Below are 15,595 nucleotides of genomic sequence, written 5' to 3'. Positions count from 1 at the left end.
CTTAGATGTGTTAACTATGAGTAAATAGTGTGTTTTTTTATCTAAAACTTCATATTATTTGCCAACTGTAGATGATGACAACAAAATTGACCCAAATAAAAAACTAACAATGAAAATTTGTTCGCATTGTGGATACTACAATAAAGCAGATGCCCCTAAATGTATCAAATGTGGTTTTGACTTGAGTCGTGCCGCTACGGTTACCAAAAACGAGGCAATTGCTGACAAAGACATAGTGCCCGAAGCAGTAGATCTGCATAAAGGCGATGAAGTAAAGGGGATTAAAAATAAATACCAGATTGTCAATAGCATAGACAAAGGCGGCTATGGACTGGTATACCTTGCCCAAGACCAGGAAAAAAACCAGTATGCGCTCAAAGTAATAGAAATGCGCAAAGTGTTGCCTAATGAACACCAGGAGATTCGAAAACGATTTGAGCGGGAGTTTGAGGCAGGGCAGATTCATTCTGACTATATAGTAAACAGCATGGACAAGGGCAGCCTACAAGGGAACCCTTTTATTGTGATGGAGTATTGCCCAAAGGGTAATTTGCGTGACCAAATGTTGTTTGAATGGAACCATGAAGAAACGCATGCACTAGGTTTAGATATGCTGCGAGGCTTGCACGACTTGCACACTTCTGGCATTATTCATAAAGATTTGAAACCCGAAAATATTTTGTTTAATGAACAAAACCGGGCACAACTGACTGACTTTGGCATTGCGGGCTTTATCAAACGACGCGAAACCCAACGTAACCTGATGGGCTACGCAAAAAATGTATTTGGTACGGCTATTTATGCCCCTCCCGAACAATTGAACCCTCAACAGGCTTTTAAGATTATGGGGCCTACCAACGACATCTTTTCCTTTGGGGTGATCATGTATGAGGTATTTACCCAGGGGCACTTGCCATTTGGCTCTTATCAAGAGTTTGAAAAGGACATGCCAGGCTACTACAAACGGATTAGAAAAGGAAAGCTGACAAAGATTAATAAAATAAGAAAAGACGTGCCGGATGACTGGCAAACGATTATTCATAAATGCCTGGCTCCCAAGTACAAAGACCGCTACCAGAGTGCCAATGATATATTAAAAATATTGGGGCAACCTGCCAGGTTAACCCCACAATACGCCTCAAAAGATATGTTTGGTAAATGGTCGTTACGAATAATGAATGGTGAAGAAGTAGGCAGGGAATACAACTTAAGCAAACTTGCCGACGCTAAAGAACAAAATCTGCTAACCTTGGGCTGGTTCAACGCGCAGCAACCTTTCTCGAATGATATAGGCATTGTAGAGTCGTTTACCAAGTATATATCGGGCAGGCACGCCACCCTGGAGCGGGTAAAACAAAAAAACGGGTCATGGCTGTGGTTTATAAGAGATGGGCAATGGTACGAAAAAAACGGCAAAATGGGCTGGCACTTGTCACGCAATGGGGTGTTGGTAAACTCTACCGATGTAAAAAAATCGGGGCACAAACTCAATCCCGAAGATATTATTACTATAGGCGATACTACGCTTAAAGTACAAGTAGAATATTAAATCAACAGTTGAAAGATTTGCTGATGCATATACACCCCTTGAGAGCACATATTGAAGAAGTATTGCCACTTACCGACCAAGAGTTTGACTTTATATTGAGCCATTTTACTCCGGTATCTAAACGAAAACACCAATACCTTGTGCAGGAAGGTGAACTTGTAAATAAAGAACATTGGGTGATCAAGGGGTGTTTAAAAGCTTATTTTTTTGACCAAAACGGTAAAGAATATATAGTGCAGTTTGCTATGGAAAACTGGTGGATTACTGACTATGAGGCCTTTAATAACCAAATAAGGGCAAGTTTTTCGGTAGATTGTATAGAAGATTGTGAATTGCTTGCTATTGACTATGCCTCTAGAGAAAAGCTCAGCAGTGAAATGCACAAAATGGAGCGTTTCTGGGCTAAAAAAACCAAGCTTGCTTTTATAGCTTCACAAAAAAGAATTTTATCGCTGTGCCGAAATACAGCTAAAGAACGCTATGAGATGTTATTGAACCAATACCCTCAATTGGTTCAGCGTGTTCCTAAAAAAATGCTCGCCTCTTACCTTGGTGTCTCCCGCGAAACTTTGAGCCGCCTGTAAAAATAACGATCCTCCACCAAAAATTGCCTTTAGTGATCTGGAAAAAATAAGATGTGCCAATTCAAGAAAATATATTGTTCTCAGACGATTCAAAAAAAACGGTGCATAGCCAAAGCTATGAAGCTTTTTTTTTGAGAAGAATGAGGGCAATAGATACACTTTAATGGCTCAAATTATTTATGAAAGATCACTTATAATACCTCTCCTTTCCCTCACTTCTTACTTGTTGCCAAAGTGTGATCTACCTCACATGTATAAAGTGACTTGTGTCCTGTGGGTTCATACACTCCTGCCCTAACTTTGTAGTATCAAATTATTACAAATATCAAAACATTTATATTATGCCTTATATCAATATCAAAGTGACTGATGAAAATGTCACTAAAGAACAAAAGCAACAATTGATTGCTGGTGCCACTCGGTTAGTAGTAGAGGTACTGAACAAAAACCCAGCAACTACGCATGTAGTGATTGACGAGGTACACATAGACAACTGGGGAGTCAAAGGAAAACAATATTCTGAACTAATCAACTCACAAAACTAACTCCCATGAAAAACAAGACAATTGTTGTAACTGGAGCCTCTACAGGCATAGGCAAAGCCATTGCAAAACTATTTTTGGACAAAGGAAGCAATGTGGTTATGAACTCTTTTCACGAAGAAAGACTCCAAAGTACCTACCAAGAGTTTGGTTCGCCCCGTCAAGCCGTTTTGGTGGCAGGAGACATTAGCCAACCTAAAGTCGGAAAACAGTTGGTAGCAACTGCAATAGAGCACTTTGGCAAAATTGACTTATTGATCAATAACGCAGGCGCATTTCAACCCAAGCCTTTTTTGGAGGTAGAAGAACAAGATTTAAATCGTTTTTTAGACACTAACCTCAAGGGTACTTACTTTGCCTCACAGTCGGCTATTCGGCAAATGCTCCAGCAAGGTGGTGGCAGTATTATAAACATAGGTACCGTGTTGGTAGACCACGCCATTGCGGGTTTTCCGGCATCGGCACCTGTAGCAAGCAAAGGCGCTATTCATGCTTTGACCCGCCAACTGGCAGCTGAGTTTGGCAAAGACAACATAAAAATCAACACCATTGCTCCTGGCATTATCAGGAGCCCACTGCAAGGCAAAATAGGGGTAGAAAATGCCGATAGCCTGGCGGGGTTACATTTGCTCAACCGCATAGGCGAGCCCGAAGAAATAGCACAAGCAGCTTATTACCTGGCTACGGCCGATTTTGTAACAGGCGAAACATTTAACGTGGCTGGAGGCCATACTATAGGACACACAATTTAAAGCTTGTTTAAAATTCATTAATTAGGTCTTTTACGTGATTTTTCTGATTATATATTGTCAAATTTATTGGCAATAGCGCTGCTATTCCCTCAAAATTTGACGCATCTAATCCAAAAACTCGTCATAAAATCTCCTATGACCGAAAATTTAAACAAACTCTTAATTAAAAACTATGTACACCAACAAGCTCAAACAAATAGAACACACGATACAAAACTACTTTGAAGGAATTTTTTATGGAGATGTATCCAAGCTAAAAAGTAGTTTCACAACAGAGGCACTCCTTTATGGCGATGTTGGCGAAACCCCCTACCGTAAAGGTTTAGACGATTACCTGGAAGGGGTCAAAAACCGAAAAAGCCCAAAAGCACTGGGGGAAACCTTTGCCATGCAGGTGCTAGGCATAGAGGTTTTGGGCAAGATAGCCACTGCCAAGCTGCACGTACCTATGCTAGGCTTCAATTATTATGATTATTTATCGCTTGTGATGGTAAATGATGAATGGAAAATTGTAAATAAGCTTTTTACTCATGTGGAACAAAACTAAAGTTACTCAACTATTGGGGCTTGACTACCCAATTATTCAAGGACCTTTTGGCGGAAGATTTTCTTCTGCCAAACTGGTTGCTGCGGTATCTAACCTTGGTGGGATGGGATCGTTTGGCTTGAACTCTTATAGTCCCGAAGAGATTTTAAAGGTCAACTCGGCTATTCGGGCACTTACAAAAAAGGCCTATGCGCTTAATTTATGGGTGCCTCAAAAACACCCCTCCCCCCCAATATTTGGACAAGAGCAGTTTGAAACAGTCAAAGCAGTATTTAAACCTTATTTTGACGCACTCAATGTGCCTTTACCAGAGGCACCGCCTGCGGCTCAAACCCAACATTTTGATCAACAGATGGAAGCTATTTTACAAGTCAGCCCACCTGCCATGAGTTTTATATTTGGGGTGCCCCCCAAAGAGGTTATACAAGCTTTGCGCAAAAGGCAAACTGTGGTAATAGCTACCGCTACCCACCCCGAAGAAGCCCTGCTCTTAGAAGAAGCAGGCGTTGATATTATAGTAGCTTCTGGGGCACAAGCAGGGGGGCATCGAGCTTGGTTTTTACCCAAAAACAAAGAGGTTTTAATGGATACTCCTTCTTTGCTCACTCAAACAACTGCCCAGGTAAAAACACCTGTCATAGCAGCAGGTGGTATTACCAATGGGCAAGAGGCTTTCTCTGCGTTGCAGGCAGGTGCTTCGGCCGTACAAATAGGCACTGCTTTTTTAGCTACTCAGGAGTCTAACGCACCAGATGTTCACAAGCATAAGTTGTTGCAAGAAGTACCCCAAACCAACCTTAGCCAAACATTTATCGGGCGCTTGGGTAGGGTCATTTCCAATACATTATCTTTGCAGAATATCCCCGCAGACAAACTAGCCCCTTATCCTTTGCAAAGTGCTTTTCTAAGTCCTTTGAGAAAAGCGGCACTGGAGCAACACCGACATGACTACGTGGGGTTTTGGTCAGGGCAATTTTCAACTCCTTTGCAACATACCTCAGCCAGTAGCCTGTTTCAATCGCTCATAGATGAGATAAATAATTTAACCCCAGCATCATAAGTAACCGCAAGTATACCTATTCACACTACAAACCTGCTACACTACACACTTTGAACTACCTTACCTTTTGGGCAATATTGTCTGAAAGGTTTTTTATCTATCATTTTTTATGCTCCTTGTTAGCGCCTACTGCTCTTCTTTTTTTACTGTAAGTGGCTTTCGCCGAAAGGCTTAAACTCACCAAACATATAAAGCCCAATGCCATGGGTGGCAACATAAAAACTATTCTACCTACCCAACTAAATGACGTGTTCATCATCACTGTCTGTTTTTAGTTTAAATTGTTTTGCCATGAAGAAATAACATCGTTGCTATCAGTCAATTTTTTGCCTTAACTGGCTATTTTTACCAACGGGCTTTTCATAAAGGGTAGCATAGCGTCAAAAGCTTGGGGGTAGTTTCTTACAAATCTTCCATGAAAAATAAGGTTGAAAACAACACGACCACCAGCCTAAAGATTGACAATTAAAAAATTATGCTTAATTTACGGGCTCAAGACTTTCAAATAATCGACAACATCAATGATACCGGTAAAGTTAACCTTACAAGGAGTTTATTCTTACCAAAAAAAAGCAGAAATAGATTTTACTAAACTTACCGATTCGGGTTTGTTTGGTATTTTTGGTATGGTGGGTAGCGGTAAGTCTACCATTCTCGAATCTATCTCTTATGCTTTATATGGGCAAGTAGAGCGGTTGAACAAACAAGACAAGGTGACTTATAACTTAATGAACCTTAAGTCGAATGAGTTGTTGATTGATTATGAGTTTAAAGCCAGCGACAACGAGTACTACCGCTTTGTGGTAGAGGGCAAACGTAACAGCAAAAACTTTGAAAAGATTCGCACCTTTGACCGCAGTCATTACCAAATGGTAAAGGGCGAATGGACACCCACCGACAAAACGGCTCAAGACATTCTGGAGTTGAGTTACGACAACTTCCGTCGTACCATTATTATTCCGCAAGGCAAGTTTCAAGAGTTTTTGCAATTGGGCGATACCGATCGTACGCGCATGCTCAAAGATATTTTTGGGCTGGGTAAGTACGACCTTGGGCAAAAGTTGCGCCCCGTAGAAAAAGAAAACGATGAGAAGATTACCCAAGTAGAAACCAAACTACAGGGGGTGGCTGAAGTAACCGAAGAGGGTATCAACGAGCAACGGGGAATTTTGAAAGAATTGGTAGCCTCGCTGGAAGCCCAGCAAAACCAATTACAAGAAAAGAGCACCAAAAAAACTGCCCTTGAGCAAATCAAGGCATTGTTTGCTGAACTTGCCCACCAAAAAGAAGAACTTGCCCGCCTAAAACAACAAGCTGATGACTTTAACAGCCTGGAACGTAGGGTAAAGGAGTATGAAACTTGTTTGTATCAGTTTAGCGACTTGCTGGAAACCCATAAGCTTACTCAAGTCAAAATCAAGCAGTTGCAAGAGCTTATCCAACAAAAAGAAACCCACTTTGAGCAAATTCAGCAAAAACTGGTACAAGACGAGCAAAGTTTTGAAGAAGTAAAAACACAATACAATGAGCGCGAAACCATCAAACAAAAAATAGATGAGTTTACCAAGATTATCAGTATCAATGAGCTCAATAAAGAACTGGTAACACTGGAAGAACGTGTAGAAAAAGGCAAGCCTGTAATAAAAGAGTCCGAAAAGAAAATTGTAAAACTACAGACGGAAATTGAAGACAAAACTTTTTTTATCAAGCGCCAAAAAGAAAACCTGCCCGACAATAATGTATTGTTGGCAGTGAGTAGTTGGTTTGCCGAGAAAAAGAAAATATTGAGCAGCATACAAAAGGTAAATCAGGAAACCCGCCACATAGAACGCGAAATAGAGAAAATCCGCAAAGAGAAAAAAGAACTGTACGAAGAACATTTGAGGGACTTGTTGCCCGAAGCACATCCCAAGACAATCATTGGTGAGCTGGCTGACATGATACTCGACAAACGGGATGAGCTAAAAGATAAACTGATGCATACCCAACACAAGCTGTCGGGGCTTACGATTAAGCTTAAGCTACAGGAGTATGCCGAAAATCTAAGTGATGGAGAACCTTGTCCTTTGTGTGGTTCGGTACATCACCCCGACCCGCTTAAGCCTGACAAGATTGATGCAGCTTTGCACGCTTTTCAAGAGGCACGCGAAACCCAAGACGTGCAAATCAGTTTATTAACTGATTTGCTGGACAAGGTGCGACAGCTCAAAGTACAAATTGACGAGAAAAAGAAACAACTGGAGCGACGCGATGAGGAAGCACAGGCAGAGGCCAATAAGTTTGACTTGCATTTGTATAAATTTAATTGGAAACCAGCGTTTGACCCTGATCATGACGAAGATGTAGAAAAGAAGAAAGCAAAAGCAAGCCGCTTGCAAAACGCCATTGACGATGCCGACAAAGAGCGCGAACAAATGCAGCGATCGCTAGAGGAAGAACGCAAAAAACTGGACAAGTATAAAACAGCCATTGCCGATCTGGAAAACCAACAGTTGACCAAAACTACCCAGCTCAAAACCTTAAAACGTCAGTTGCGAGTGTTTGATTTGGAAGACTACGCCCAACATGCTGCCTCGCAGCTCAAGCAAGAGATAAGAAGTCTGGAGGATTTGTATGAACGCCTGGAACGCAAATACAAAAACCTGGAGACGCAAATAAACGAAGATCGTAATCAAAAGGTGCGCCTTGAAAGCGATTTACGCAATAGTCGCGAAAACTTGTTGCAAGACGAGCAAAACCTGCAAACCAACCAAAGTAAACTTCAGGACAGGTTGGCAAAGTCAGATTTTGACACGTTGGAAACAGTAGAGAATATTTTGCAGAATAAGCTGGATATCGAACGCGAAAATCAAAAAATCAAGGAGTTTCAGACCAAGCTCCATCGTGCCGAAGATGAATGCCACAAGCTGGAACGACAAACGGCGGGCAAGGTATACAACGAGGCTGAGTACCAACAAGTGCTCACTGATATACAAAGCCTCAAAGAAGACATTCAAGTAAAGCAAGATCGACGTGGAGGGCTTAAGAGCGAAATAGAACGCCTAGAGAGTGACTTGGCGCGTAAGTTTAAGTTACAGAAACACGCTGACGCTTTGCATTTACGTCGAGACGATATAAGCACACTGAAAAAAATGTTCCGCGAAAGCGGTTTTGTAAATTATATTTCGTCGGTGTATATGCAAAATCTTTGTAACCTTGCCAACGAGCGTTTTTACCGTCTGACCAAACAGCAGCTCAAGCTGGAGGTAAACGAGGACAATACTTTCTATATCCGCGATTACCTCAACAATGGACAAACCCGTAGTGTGAAAACCTTGTCGGGAGGGCAAACCTTCCAGGCAGCACTATCGCTGGCGCTGGCACTTGCCGACAACATTCAGCAGTTTACCAAGTCGAACCAAAACTTTTTCTTTTTGGATGAAGGTTTTGGCTCTCAGGATGAAGAATCGTTGGATGCGGTATTTGAAACACTGACCAGCTTACGCAAAGAAAACCGCATTGTGGGTATTATCTCGCACGTAGAAAGCTTGCAACGCGAAATTTCGGTGTACTTGAAAGTACGTAATCAAGAAGAAACAGGCAGTGTGTTGCAAAAGAGTTGGGAGTAGGCGTCAATAGGCTTTCTTGCCTTAATATTTACAGAATGGACTAAAAAAACTAACAATTAGCCACCTATCATAATATAAACCCCCACTCATTACTTAATGAGTGGGGGTTTTGTTTGTACTGATATTCTATGAGGTCAGTTAATAAGTTTGCCCAATACAATATTAATCGCCGGAAAGGCTTGATAAAATATTGATGACATACCAAAACAGTAACATTACAGAACCAAACAGCCCTAAAGAAGCCGCTACATATTGTTCAGCATGGTATTTATGCAAAATAGCTGAGGTTTGATATAAAATAGCTCCAGCAGCCAATGCGACCATTGCAAAAGAAAACCATAAGCCCAGCGAGAATCCAAATATAAGCCCAGCTGCAATAAGTCCAATAGCTACCAGCGTACCTACCGAGAGGTAAATCCTCAACATAGAGAAATCTTTTTTGGTGATAAATGCTACTGAGGTAATACCCAAAAATAAGGTAATAGTAATGGTAGCTGCCTGATTGATAATGGCAGTATCTCCGGTCATTTTTATTGCCAGATAAATAAGTGGCGTAAACAAAAGTGCTTCTGCTACTACATACAACAGCATGGCAATGTATTGGTAGGTTTTAGAGCTTGTGCTCATTGCCCAATTTTCGGAAAGTGAGGTAATCGCAAAATACCCACCTAACAACAGTAGCCACGACCAACCACCCAAAAACGAAAGGGTAAAGTTAATGATGGTAGGACTGCGTAAAAAAATGGCTTCTATGAGAATAAAAAGTAGTATCTCGATCGCCAAGAATGTGTATGTTCTTTCGATAAAGGTTTTTCTTGCCTCAAGGGGCTGTTCCGCGACAAAGGGAAGAGTTGCTGCGTCTTCTTGATAGTTTGATTCTAACATTTTGTATTTAGTTTGATTTTATTAAATAATATAATGATTGTTGTATTATACGTGATAAACCAAATACAAGGTTAAAATATTTTTAAATTTAGGGTACAACTCAGCTCTTTTAAGCTCTGGACAATGCGTCACTAATAATCGCAGAACAACCTTCTACGCTTGTTTTTCGGAATACTGAAAAGTGCCCTTAGGTGCTGTAATCGGGGTCGGTTGTTAAAAGTGTTCTGTAGGAGACTTGAAAGTTTGGATAAATGGAAGTCTCCCAACTTACTTGAGTAGCAAAACCTCTCAAAATACTATGGGGCGCCAAGCGATGAAATTTACTACGCTAGGGCAACCATAAAGGATTGCCCCTACAAAAGGGAATTTAACACTTTAAAACCAACACTTACGCCGTTGCTTGTGTCTTCACAAGCAATCAAAAGACAATGCGTCACTAATAATCGCAGAACAACCTTCTATGCTTGTTTTTCGGAATACTGAAAAGTGCCCTCAGGTGCTGGAATCAGGGTCGGTTGTTAAAAGTCTTCTGTAGGAGACTTAACACAACAATGTTAGCACAATTAATGGGTTTAAGAAATAATCACTACCTCCACAACAAAATACCTGTCCAGACAGCCAATGGTACAATGGTACCCCATATCAATTGGTTGCGGTAAAAACGGCGTTGACGACGTTCCCACTCGTCGCGTTGATTGGTGCGGTTTTGAGTAGCCAATATTTCATTTTGTTGTTGCAAGGCAAGTTGCCTCAGTTCTTCTTGTTTGGCAAGGGTTTTATCAAGGTATTGTTTTGCCTCACGATTTTCGGGGCGGTAGTGTAACGCATCTTTTAGGTCAAACTCGGCATTGTTGTAATCTTGTAGATGATAATAAGCAATACCCCGTTGCAAATAAGCTTGAGCATCATAAGATTTTTTTTGTAATACAATGGTGAAATCTTTAATAGCTCCAGTATAGTCTTTCACTTTGAGTTTTGCCTTGCCCCTTTCGGCATACATAGCACTATAGTAAGGCATGCGTTCAATGGCTTTATCCAGGCTGACAATGGCAGCGTCGTATTGCCCAGCCTTGACCTGGGCTTGTCCGGTGTGGTAGTATTGTTTGTATTCAAGTACTTTTTGGGCTTGCGCCTGATAGGCCAAACCTGTGATCAATAATATTAAGTAAATGGTGTTTTTCATAGTATCTTAATTTTGGTTATAGCCTATACGCTGGCTGTTGATAAAACGCTTAATAATAGTAATTATTTTTGTCTACCCCTCCTCCTTCTTTATTGCTTTTTTGGGTAAAAACCCACGCTGCCCATTATTTTGGCTTCCGCCAATTTTATTATCAAAAAATAAAATAAAGTTACTTAGCGTCGTTTTGTGGCTAGTTTTCTCCCACCGTCAGACTGGAAGGTTTAAAAAACACTCAACCCCAAGCTAACTACTTGATTTTCAAAGCATAAATTCAGACTAGAAATCTTGCTAAAAAACTAACCCAAGCAAAATTTAAGCAAAAAAATCAACTAAAGTTGGCGTAGGTTTTTAGTTGGCAAACACAGGTGAGTATAGTACCTTTGCTCACATAATAAACAAATCACTACACAACTTACTCTATTAACTTACTAAATAACACTATGAACACCCAACACTACTTTCAACAATTGACTTCTTTGGAGATAACGCAAACACCTGAAAAAAATGCCCAAAGCATAGTCGAAGTCAAAAAAAGGATCAATCGGAGCATCAAAAAAAGGAAGTCTGCAAGGTGGGCTTTCTTTTTAAATGAATAACAAACCTTTAGATACCGATTTGGGGCAACAAGTAATGTACGACTAACTGCTTGCCGCTCGTCATATAAAACCAAGACAATCAAAATATAACCCAAACACTATGAACACTACCTACTGGCAAAATGCACAATCCTTGAACCAACGCCCTGCCAATCAACCACCCAAAGGAAACATTGCCCGCAAAAAATTTAAAAAACTAAGGGGCATTGACTTATGCTGGGAACTGGTACAACCATTGTCAGAAACAGTAGCCCAGTCAGACAAAGACAAAAAACTGAGGGGTTTTTCACCAGGGCAACAAGCCTTGTTTACCCTATGGCACCTAGACAGTGAGGTAACCAGTGGGGGGTTTGTCCAGTTTTTTTGGAATGGTTACGCGGTGTATGTACCTGTGTTGAGCAACGGCTTAAACCTGATTGAAGCCAAAGCCATGGAACAGCTCATCACTGAAGCTTACGAAGAGTACCAACTACAGCAAAGCACTTTTACCGAGTATGCTTCGCTCATAGACAGCCCACTTTATGCTGAGTTGGAAAAGTTGAACCAAATGGATTTTGAGTATTTCAGGCTACACAAAAAAACCATTGACAAAATGGAGCAATACATCAGAAAATATCCTGAAGAATTTATAGCTTTTACAGACTAACTACTATCTGACTATCCGTAGTTTTTTTAAAGGGGTAATAGCATCTGGTTTTTGACTGGGTGCTATTTTTTATTGCTTTTATTTTCTTTTAACCCTAATAAGAAAAGAAGCTATTGTCCTGAAACTTTTCAAAAAAATATCAGTTATATGAGCAATCACTTTCAACTAAATTTAACAAAAAAAATGAGTAACATTATATTAGACACGCCTTTTATCACTTATAAATACTTTGAAGAACCAGGTTTATTTGTAATTGACTATAAGTCCTCTACTGAGCACATGTCGCTTGATGAATACCAAGAGTTTATTTTGGAACTAAAACAATTGACCCTAGAGCACAAACCTCAGTTTTTGATAGATAACTCGATCAACCGCATGTATATTGTAGGGCTTGAAATGCAAGAGTGGACAGTAGCCCAACTAGGGCCTGCCTGGATAGGGTTTGGATTAAAAAAATACGTGCAAATACTCGCCAGAGATCTGGTAGCCAACCTTTCGGGACAACAAACAATAGAAGCTACCAAGAGTATTCCGAACATGTTTGAAACCAGATTTTTTGAAAATACTGACGATGCCCTTGCCTGGTTTGGTATAAAGGTAGACTTGAGTAGCTAAACTCACCTCTAGCCACCTTCCTAACCCATTGACTTACCTTCACCTATCCTTCTTTTTGGCTTGTTGTTTTCCCAACAAAAAAAATTCCTTTCCGGCAAAGCCAAAAAGGAATTTGTCTCATAGTCTATTGTGAGCACTTAACAGGCCCACTCATTCACACTTTTTTTACTCATACTGTGCCGTAGCTTTCTTGTAAGCCACCACCTGCTGATGATAATGGCTCAAGGCATCAATATATTCGCTTTTGGCTTTTTGCACATCTGCCTGGGCTTCCAACAACTTAGAAAGCGGCACCACTCCAGCCTTGTGGCGGTCTTTGATCGTTTGCAAAAACTCTTCGTGTTGGGCTACCTTTTTTTGCCCCAATGCTATAGCCTGCGCGCTTTCGGTAAGGGCATAATATGTTTTTTGGATTTGTAGCTTGAGCAGCTCTTTGGTTTCATCTAATTTGTTTTGTGCCATTTTTTCGCCCAATATGTGTTTTTTCAGCGAGTGGCGCTTGCTCCACATATTAGATATTGGAATCCTGGCCGCCAAAAACACCCCTACTCTAGCCAACCTGCCGTCACTGCCATGTTCCATCGCATCAGAGTAAAAAGCACTGGCACCCAGCCCTACTTCGGGCAAGAAATGCCCACGCTCAATCTGAGTTTTCATTTCTTCGGCTTTTACCACCTTTTGCAGCAATTGGTACTCGCTACGTTTGGGCACACTAGCGGCAGCTTCTGCCTGTATGTGCTGAGGCAAGTTGTTGGTAGGCAAAGCATCAGTCAAACGAATATTTTTGCTATAATCGATGCCCAAGTGTTGGCAAAAAGCCATTAACGCCAACTGTCTACCATTTGTAAGCTTCAGTTTGTTCAATGCTACTTCGCTTTGTTTGAGCCCTACCTTGAGCACATCACTTTTGTCAATTAGCCCCGCTTTGCGCGCATCTTTGGCTTCTTTGAGTACAGTTTCCAACAATTTCTCATAAGCATCCAAGGTTTTTTGCTTCTCGTCAAGCGCCACAATCTGCCAATACATACTTTCGGTTTTGGCAATCAACTCAGTTTTAGATAAGCTTACCTGAAGCTTGCTTACCTCTACCCCTAGCTCGCTCAAACGATTGCCCGTTTTGATGCGTCCGCCCGCATACAATGGTTGCATCACAGTAATGTTTCCGGTATGCATACGGTCGCCTGCCCCCAGCGAAACAGCAGGCAAAAAAGCAAACTGGGTAGCTGTAGGCAAGGTTCTGGGGTCGCCATTGTACACCGGCAAGTTGCCCGAAGGGTTGTCAAACTCTATCATTTTTTTGTTGAGTTGCACCGCATAAAAACCCGCCTCTACTTTGGGCAAGTGGTGCATCCAGGCTTCTTTGCGCACTGCTTCAGCTTTTTGTTGCTGTAGCTGAGCATATTTCATTTTTTTACTATGCTGCAACACCAAATCTTTGCATTGTTGCAGGCTATAGCCTTGTTGGGCAGTGGCGAATGCCCCACCCCACAGGCTAAAAATCAGAGTAAATATTATATGTTTGTTCATTTCTATTTAGTTTTTTAGTTGGGAGTCCATAGTCGGGAGTTTTTTTAGTTCACAGTCAATGAGTAGCTGGCAACAGTTTTTAATAGTTAGCCTACCCCTTCATTGGTTGTTAATTCACATTCTCAATTTTGCAAATACAATAAAAACCTACTACTGACTATAGGGCTTTCTTATAAAAAGTGAGAAACCTCTCTGAAGCTTGTAAAGCAGCCTCAAGCTAAAGGCTAACGGCTAAAAGCTTAAGGCTGTAAAAGCCCCTAACTACCAACTCCCGTCTCTTGACTATTGACTCTTTTATAAAAAAACAACCAGTACAGTACAGGCAATACAAATAGGGTAAGGATCATAGAGAAGGTAAGCCCAAAGCATATCACCGTACCCAATGGTCCCCACAATGGCGACCCGCTCAAGATCATAGGCACTACCCCAATGGCCGCCGCCGCTGAAGTCAAAAAGATGGGGCGCATCCGTCGCTTGCCCGCCGAGAGTGCTGCTTCTTTGATAGTCAAATCACCCTTGGCAAATAACTCTTCGGCGTATTCTACCAGTATAATCCCGTTTCTTACCACAATCCCCATCAAACTAATGAGCCCCATAAAGGCAGTAAACCCAAATGGATAACCAGTGAGTTGCAGGCCCAACGTAGCTCCAAAAATACTTAAGGGCATGGTAGACATAATCAAGGTGGCAAGCTTCACCCGTTTGAATTGAAACAACAAAATCAAAAAGATAGCCACCACACTGGTAAGCATCGAAAGCCCCATCGGGATGTAGTTTTCCCAAGAACTTTCATACTCGCCCCCGTGGGCAATTTGTACCCCTTCGGGCAAAGCAAGCGCCTCCAGTTGAGGTTTTAGTTTTTTAAATACATCAGAGGGAATGGTACCAAACGCTACATCGGCACGCACCGTCAGGGTTTTTACCCCATTGCGTCTGATAATTTGCCCTTCAGTCCATTCAGGCTTTAGTTCGGTTACCGCACGAATGGGCATCGAAGCAAAAGTCATGGGCGAGGTAATATATTGATCTCCAATATCTTTCACCTCGTCGCGGCGGTCTTTGTCCTGAATAAGCACCACCTGCACTGGGTAGTCACCCTCCCAAAGAGTTACGACAGGCAAACCTTGCATGCCTATGGCAAGCGAGGTAGACAACATCGTTTTGCTTAAGCCCAATCGGTTGGCGCGTTCGCGCAATAAATTGACTTCTACTGCTTGGCGGGCTTCGGCAAAATCATCGCGCACCCAAGTTACCTTAGGAGTTTGTTTGAGCAAGCTACTCACCTTGGCGGCGGTTTGCTTGAGCAAGGGAATGCTATCGCCCGAAATACGTACCTCGATGGGTGCCTTGGCTGCCGACATATTCAACTGTTTCCACTTGATGTGGGCATCGGGAAAATAACCTTCATATTTTTTCGAGTATTCTTTGATCAACTCCTCGGTGGCTTGGCTAGAGGTGGTATTGACCAACAACTGGGCGTAGTTATAGACGGAATGTGCTC

Annotated in this window: 14 protein-coding genes; 9 read left to right on the top strand and 5 right to left on the bottom strand. The window is 41.6% G+C overall.

Annotation, left to right across the window (positions count from 1 at the left end; all coding sequences use genetic code 11):
* Positions 1 to 109: 109 nt before the first annotated feature.
* The 6 genes from M23134_RS29810 (at position 110) to M23134_RS29785 (ending at position 5,034) form a co-directional block, all read left to right on the top strand.
* Positions 110 to 1,549 carry an FHA domain-containing serine/threonine-protein kinase gene (locus tag M23134_RS29810; protein WP_157558716.1) on the top strand — a complete coding sequence of 480 codons (1,440 nt, stop codon included), beginning with the start codon at positions 110 to 112 and terminating at the stop codon, positions 1,547 to 1,549.
* Between the two features lie 23 nt (positions 1,550 to 1,572).
* Positions 1,573 to 2,133: a Crp/Fnr family transcriptional regulator gene (locus M23134_RS29805; RefSeq protein WP_045114624.1), complete on the top strand. Its 561-nt coding sequence runs from the start codon at positions 1,573 to 1,575 to the stop codon at positions 2,131 to 2,133.
* Between the two features lie 341 nt (positions 2,134 to 2,474).
* Positions 2,475 to 2,678 (top strand): tautomerase family protein, encoded by a 204-nt coding sequence (locus M23134_RS29800; protein WP_002702840.1) that lies wholly within the window; start codon positions 2,475 to 2,477, stop codon positions 2,676 to 2,678.
* A gap of 5 nt (positions 2,679 to 2,683) precedes the next feature.
* Positions 2,684 to 3,427 (top strand): SDR family NAD(P)-dependent oxidoreductase, encoded by a 744-nt coding sequence (locus M23134_RS29795; protein WP_002702838.1) that lies wholly within the window; start codon positions 2,684 to 2,686, stop codon positions 3,425 to 3,427.
* Between the two features lie 172 nt (positions 3,428 to 3,599).
* The gene (locus M23134_RS29790) at positions 3,600 to 3,974 is read left to right on the top strand and encodes a nuclear transport factor 2 family protein (RefSeq protein WP_002702837.1); all 375 of its coding nucleotides are present in this window, start codon (positions 3,600 to 3,602) and stop codon (positions 3,972 to 3,974) included.
* The gene (locus M23134_RS29785) at positions 3,958 to 5,034 is read left to right on the top strand and encodes an NAD(P)H-dependent flavin oxidoreductase (RefSeq protein WP_002702836.1); all 1,077 of its coding nucleotides are present in this window, start codon (positions 3,958 to 3,960) and stop codon (positions 5,032 to 5,034) included. The genes M23134_RS29790 and M23134_RS29785 overlap by 17 nt, the downstream gene beginning before the upstream one ends.
* A 100-nt stretch (positions 5,035 to 5,134) precedes the next feature.
* On the opposite strand, the gene M23134_RS41475 is transcribed toward M23134_RS29785, so the two are convergent.
* Positions 5,135 to 5,293 (bottom strand): hypothetical protein, encoded by a 159-nt coding sequence (locus tag M23134_RS41475; protein ID WP_157558715.1) that lies wholly within the window; start codon positions 5,291 to 5,293, stop codon positions 5,135 to 5,137.
* 262 nt (positions 5,294 to 5,555) lie between these two features.
* On the opposite strand from M23134_RS41475, the gene M23134_RS29780 reads away from it, so the two are divergent.
* Positions 5,556 to 8,642, top strand: a complete 3,087-nt coding sequence (locus M23134_RS29780) for an AAA family ATPase (protein ID WP_002702834.1) — start codon at positions 5,556 to 5,558, stop codon at positions 8,640 to 8,642.
* A 162-nt stretch (positions 8,643 to 8,804) separates the two neighbouring features.
* Here the strand turns inward: M23134_RS29780 and M23134_RS29775 are convergent, their stop codons facing one another.
* Both M23134_RS29775 and M23134_RS29770 read right to left on the bottom strand, forming a co-directional pair.
* Positions 8,805 to 9,527: a Bax inhibitor-1/YccA family protein gene (locus tag M23134_RS29775; RefSeq protein WP_045114617.1), complete on the bottom strand. Its 723-nt coding sequence runs from the start codon at positions 9,525 to 9,527 to the stop codon at positions 8,805 to 8,807.
* A gap of 586 nt (positions 9,528 to 10,113) precedes the next feature.
* Positions 10,114 to 10,710, bottom strand: coding sequence for a tetratricopeptide repeat protein (locus tag M23134_RS29770; RefSeq protein ID WP_002702832.1), 597 nt, complete (start codon positions 10,708 to 10,710; stop codon positions 10,114 to 10,116).
* A gap of 696 nt (positions 10,711 to 11,406) precedes the next feature.
* Between M23134_RS29770 and M23134_RS29765 the strand changes: the two genes are divergently transcribed.
* Together M23134_RS29765 and M23134_RS29760 are read left to right on the top strand one after the other, a co-directional pair.
* Positions 11,407 to 11,952, top strand: coding sequence for a DMP19 family protein (locus tag M23134_RS29765; protein ID WP_002702830.1), 546 nt, complete (start codon positions 11,407 to 11,409; stop codon positions 11,950 to 11,952).
* Between the two features lie 183 nt (positions 11,953 to 12,135).
* The gene (locus M23134_RS29760; protein WP_157558714.1) at positions 12,136 to 12,567 is read left to right on the top strand and encodes a hypothetical protein; all 432 of its coding nucleotides are present in this window, start codon (positions 12,136 to 12,138) and stop codon (positions 12,565 to 12,567) included.
* Positions 12,568 to 12,732: 165 nt separating this feature from the next.
* On the opposite strand, the gene M23134_RS29755 is transcribed toward M23134_RS29760, so the two are convergent.
* Positions 12,733 to 14,094 carry a TolC family protein gene (locus M23134_RS29755; RefSeq protein WP_002702828.1) on the bottom strand — a complete coding sequence of 454 codons (1,362 nt, stop codon included), beginning with the start codon at positions 14,092 to 14,094 and terminating at the stop codon, positions 12,733 to 12,735.
* 257 nt (positions 14,095 to 14,351) lie between these two features.
* A partial coding sequence (locus M23134_RS29750) for an efflux RND transporter permease subunit (protein ID WP_045114615.1) occupies positions 14,352 to 15,595 on the bottom strand: 1,244 nt, incomplete at its 5' end.

This window comes from Microscilla marina ATCC 23134, from assembly GCF_000169175.1.
Classification (GTDB): Bacteria; Bacteroidota; Bacteroidia; order Cytophagales; family Microscillaceae; genus Microscilla; species Microscilla marina.
Note: the sequence above shows the minus strand (reverse complement) of the source record. Positions and strands in the feature narration are given on the sequence as shown.

Excerpts from the sequence above, each read along its gene's own strand:
- M23134_RS29785 (WP_002702836.1), top strand. The coding sequence starts at position 3,958 with ATGTGGAACAAAACTAAAGTTACTCAACTATTGGGGCTTGACTACCCA.
- M23134_RS29790 (WP_002702837.1), top strand. The coding sequence starts at position 3,600 with ATGTACACCAACAAGCTCAAACAAATAGAACACACGATACAAAACTAC.
- M23134_RS29795 (WP_002702838.1), top strand. The coding sequence starts at position 2,684 with ATGAAAAACAAGACAATTGTTGTAACTGGAGCCTCTACAGGCATAGGC.
- M23134_RS29775 (WP_045114617.1), bottom strand. The coding sequence starts at position 9,527 with ATGTTAGAATCAAACTATCAAGAAGACGCAGCAACTCTTCCCTTTGTC.
- M23134_RS29805 (WP_045114624.1), top strand. The coding sequence starts at position 1,573 with ATGCATATACACCCCTTGAGAGCACATATTGAAGAAGTATTGCCACTT.
- M23134_RS29770 (WP_002702832.1), bottom strand. The coding sequence starts at position 10,710 with ATGAAAAACACCATTTACTTAATATTATTGATCACAGGTTTGGCCTAT.
- M23134_RS29755 (WP_002702828.1), bottom strand. The coding sequence starts at position 14,094 with ATGAACAAACATATAATATTTACTCTGATTTTTAGCCTGTGGGGTGGG.
- M23134_RS29810 (WP_157558716.1), top strand. The coding sequence starts at position 110 with ATGAAAATTTGTTCGCATTGTGGATACTACAATAAAGCAGATGCCCCT.
- M23134_RS29765 (WP_002702830.1), top strand. The coding sequence starts at position 11,407 with ATGAACACTACCTACTGGCAAAATGCACAATCCTTGAACCAACGCCCT.
- M23134_RS29780 (WP_002702834.1), top strand. The coding sequence starts at position 5,556 with ATGATACCGGTAAAGTTAACCTTACAAGGAGTTTATTCTTACCAAAAA.
- M23134_RS29800 (WP_002702840.1), top strand. The coding sequence starts at position 2,475 with ATGCCTTATATCAATATCAAAGTGACTGATGAAAATGTCACTAAAGAA.
- M23134_RS29760 (WP_157558714.1), top strand. The coding sequence starts at position 12,136 with ATGAGTAACATTATATTAGACACGCCTTTTATCACTTATAAATACTTT.
- M23134_RS41475 (WP_157558715.1), bottom strand. The coding sequence starts at position 5,293 with ATGATGAACACGTCATTTAGTTGGGTAGGTAGAATAGTTTTTATGTTG.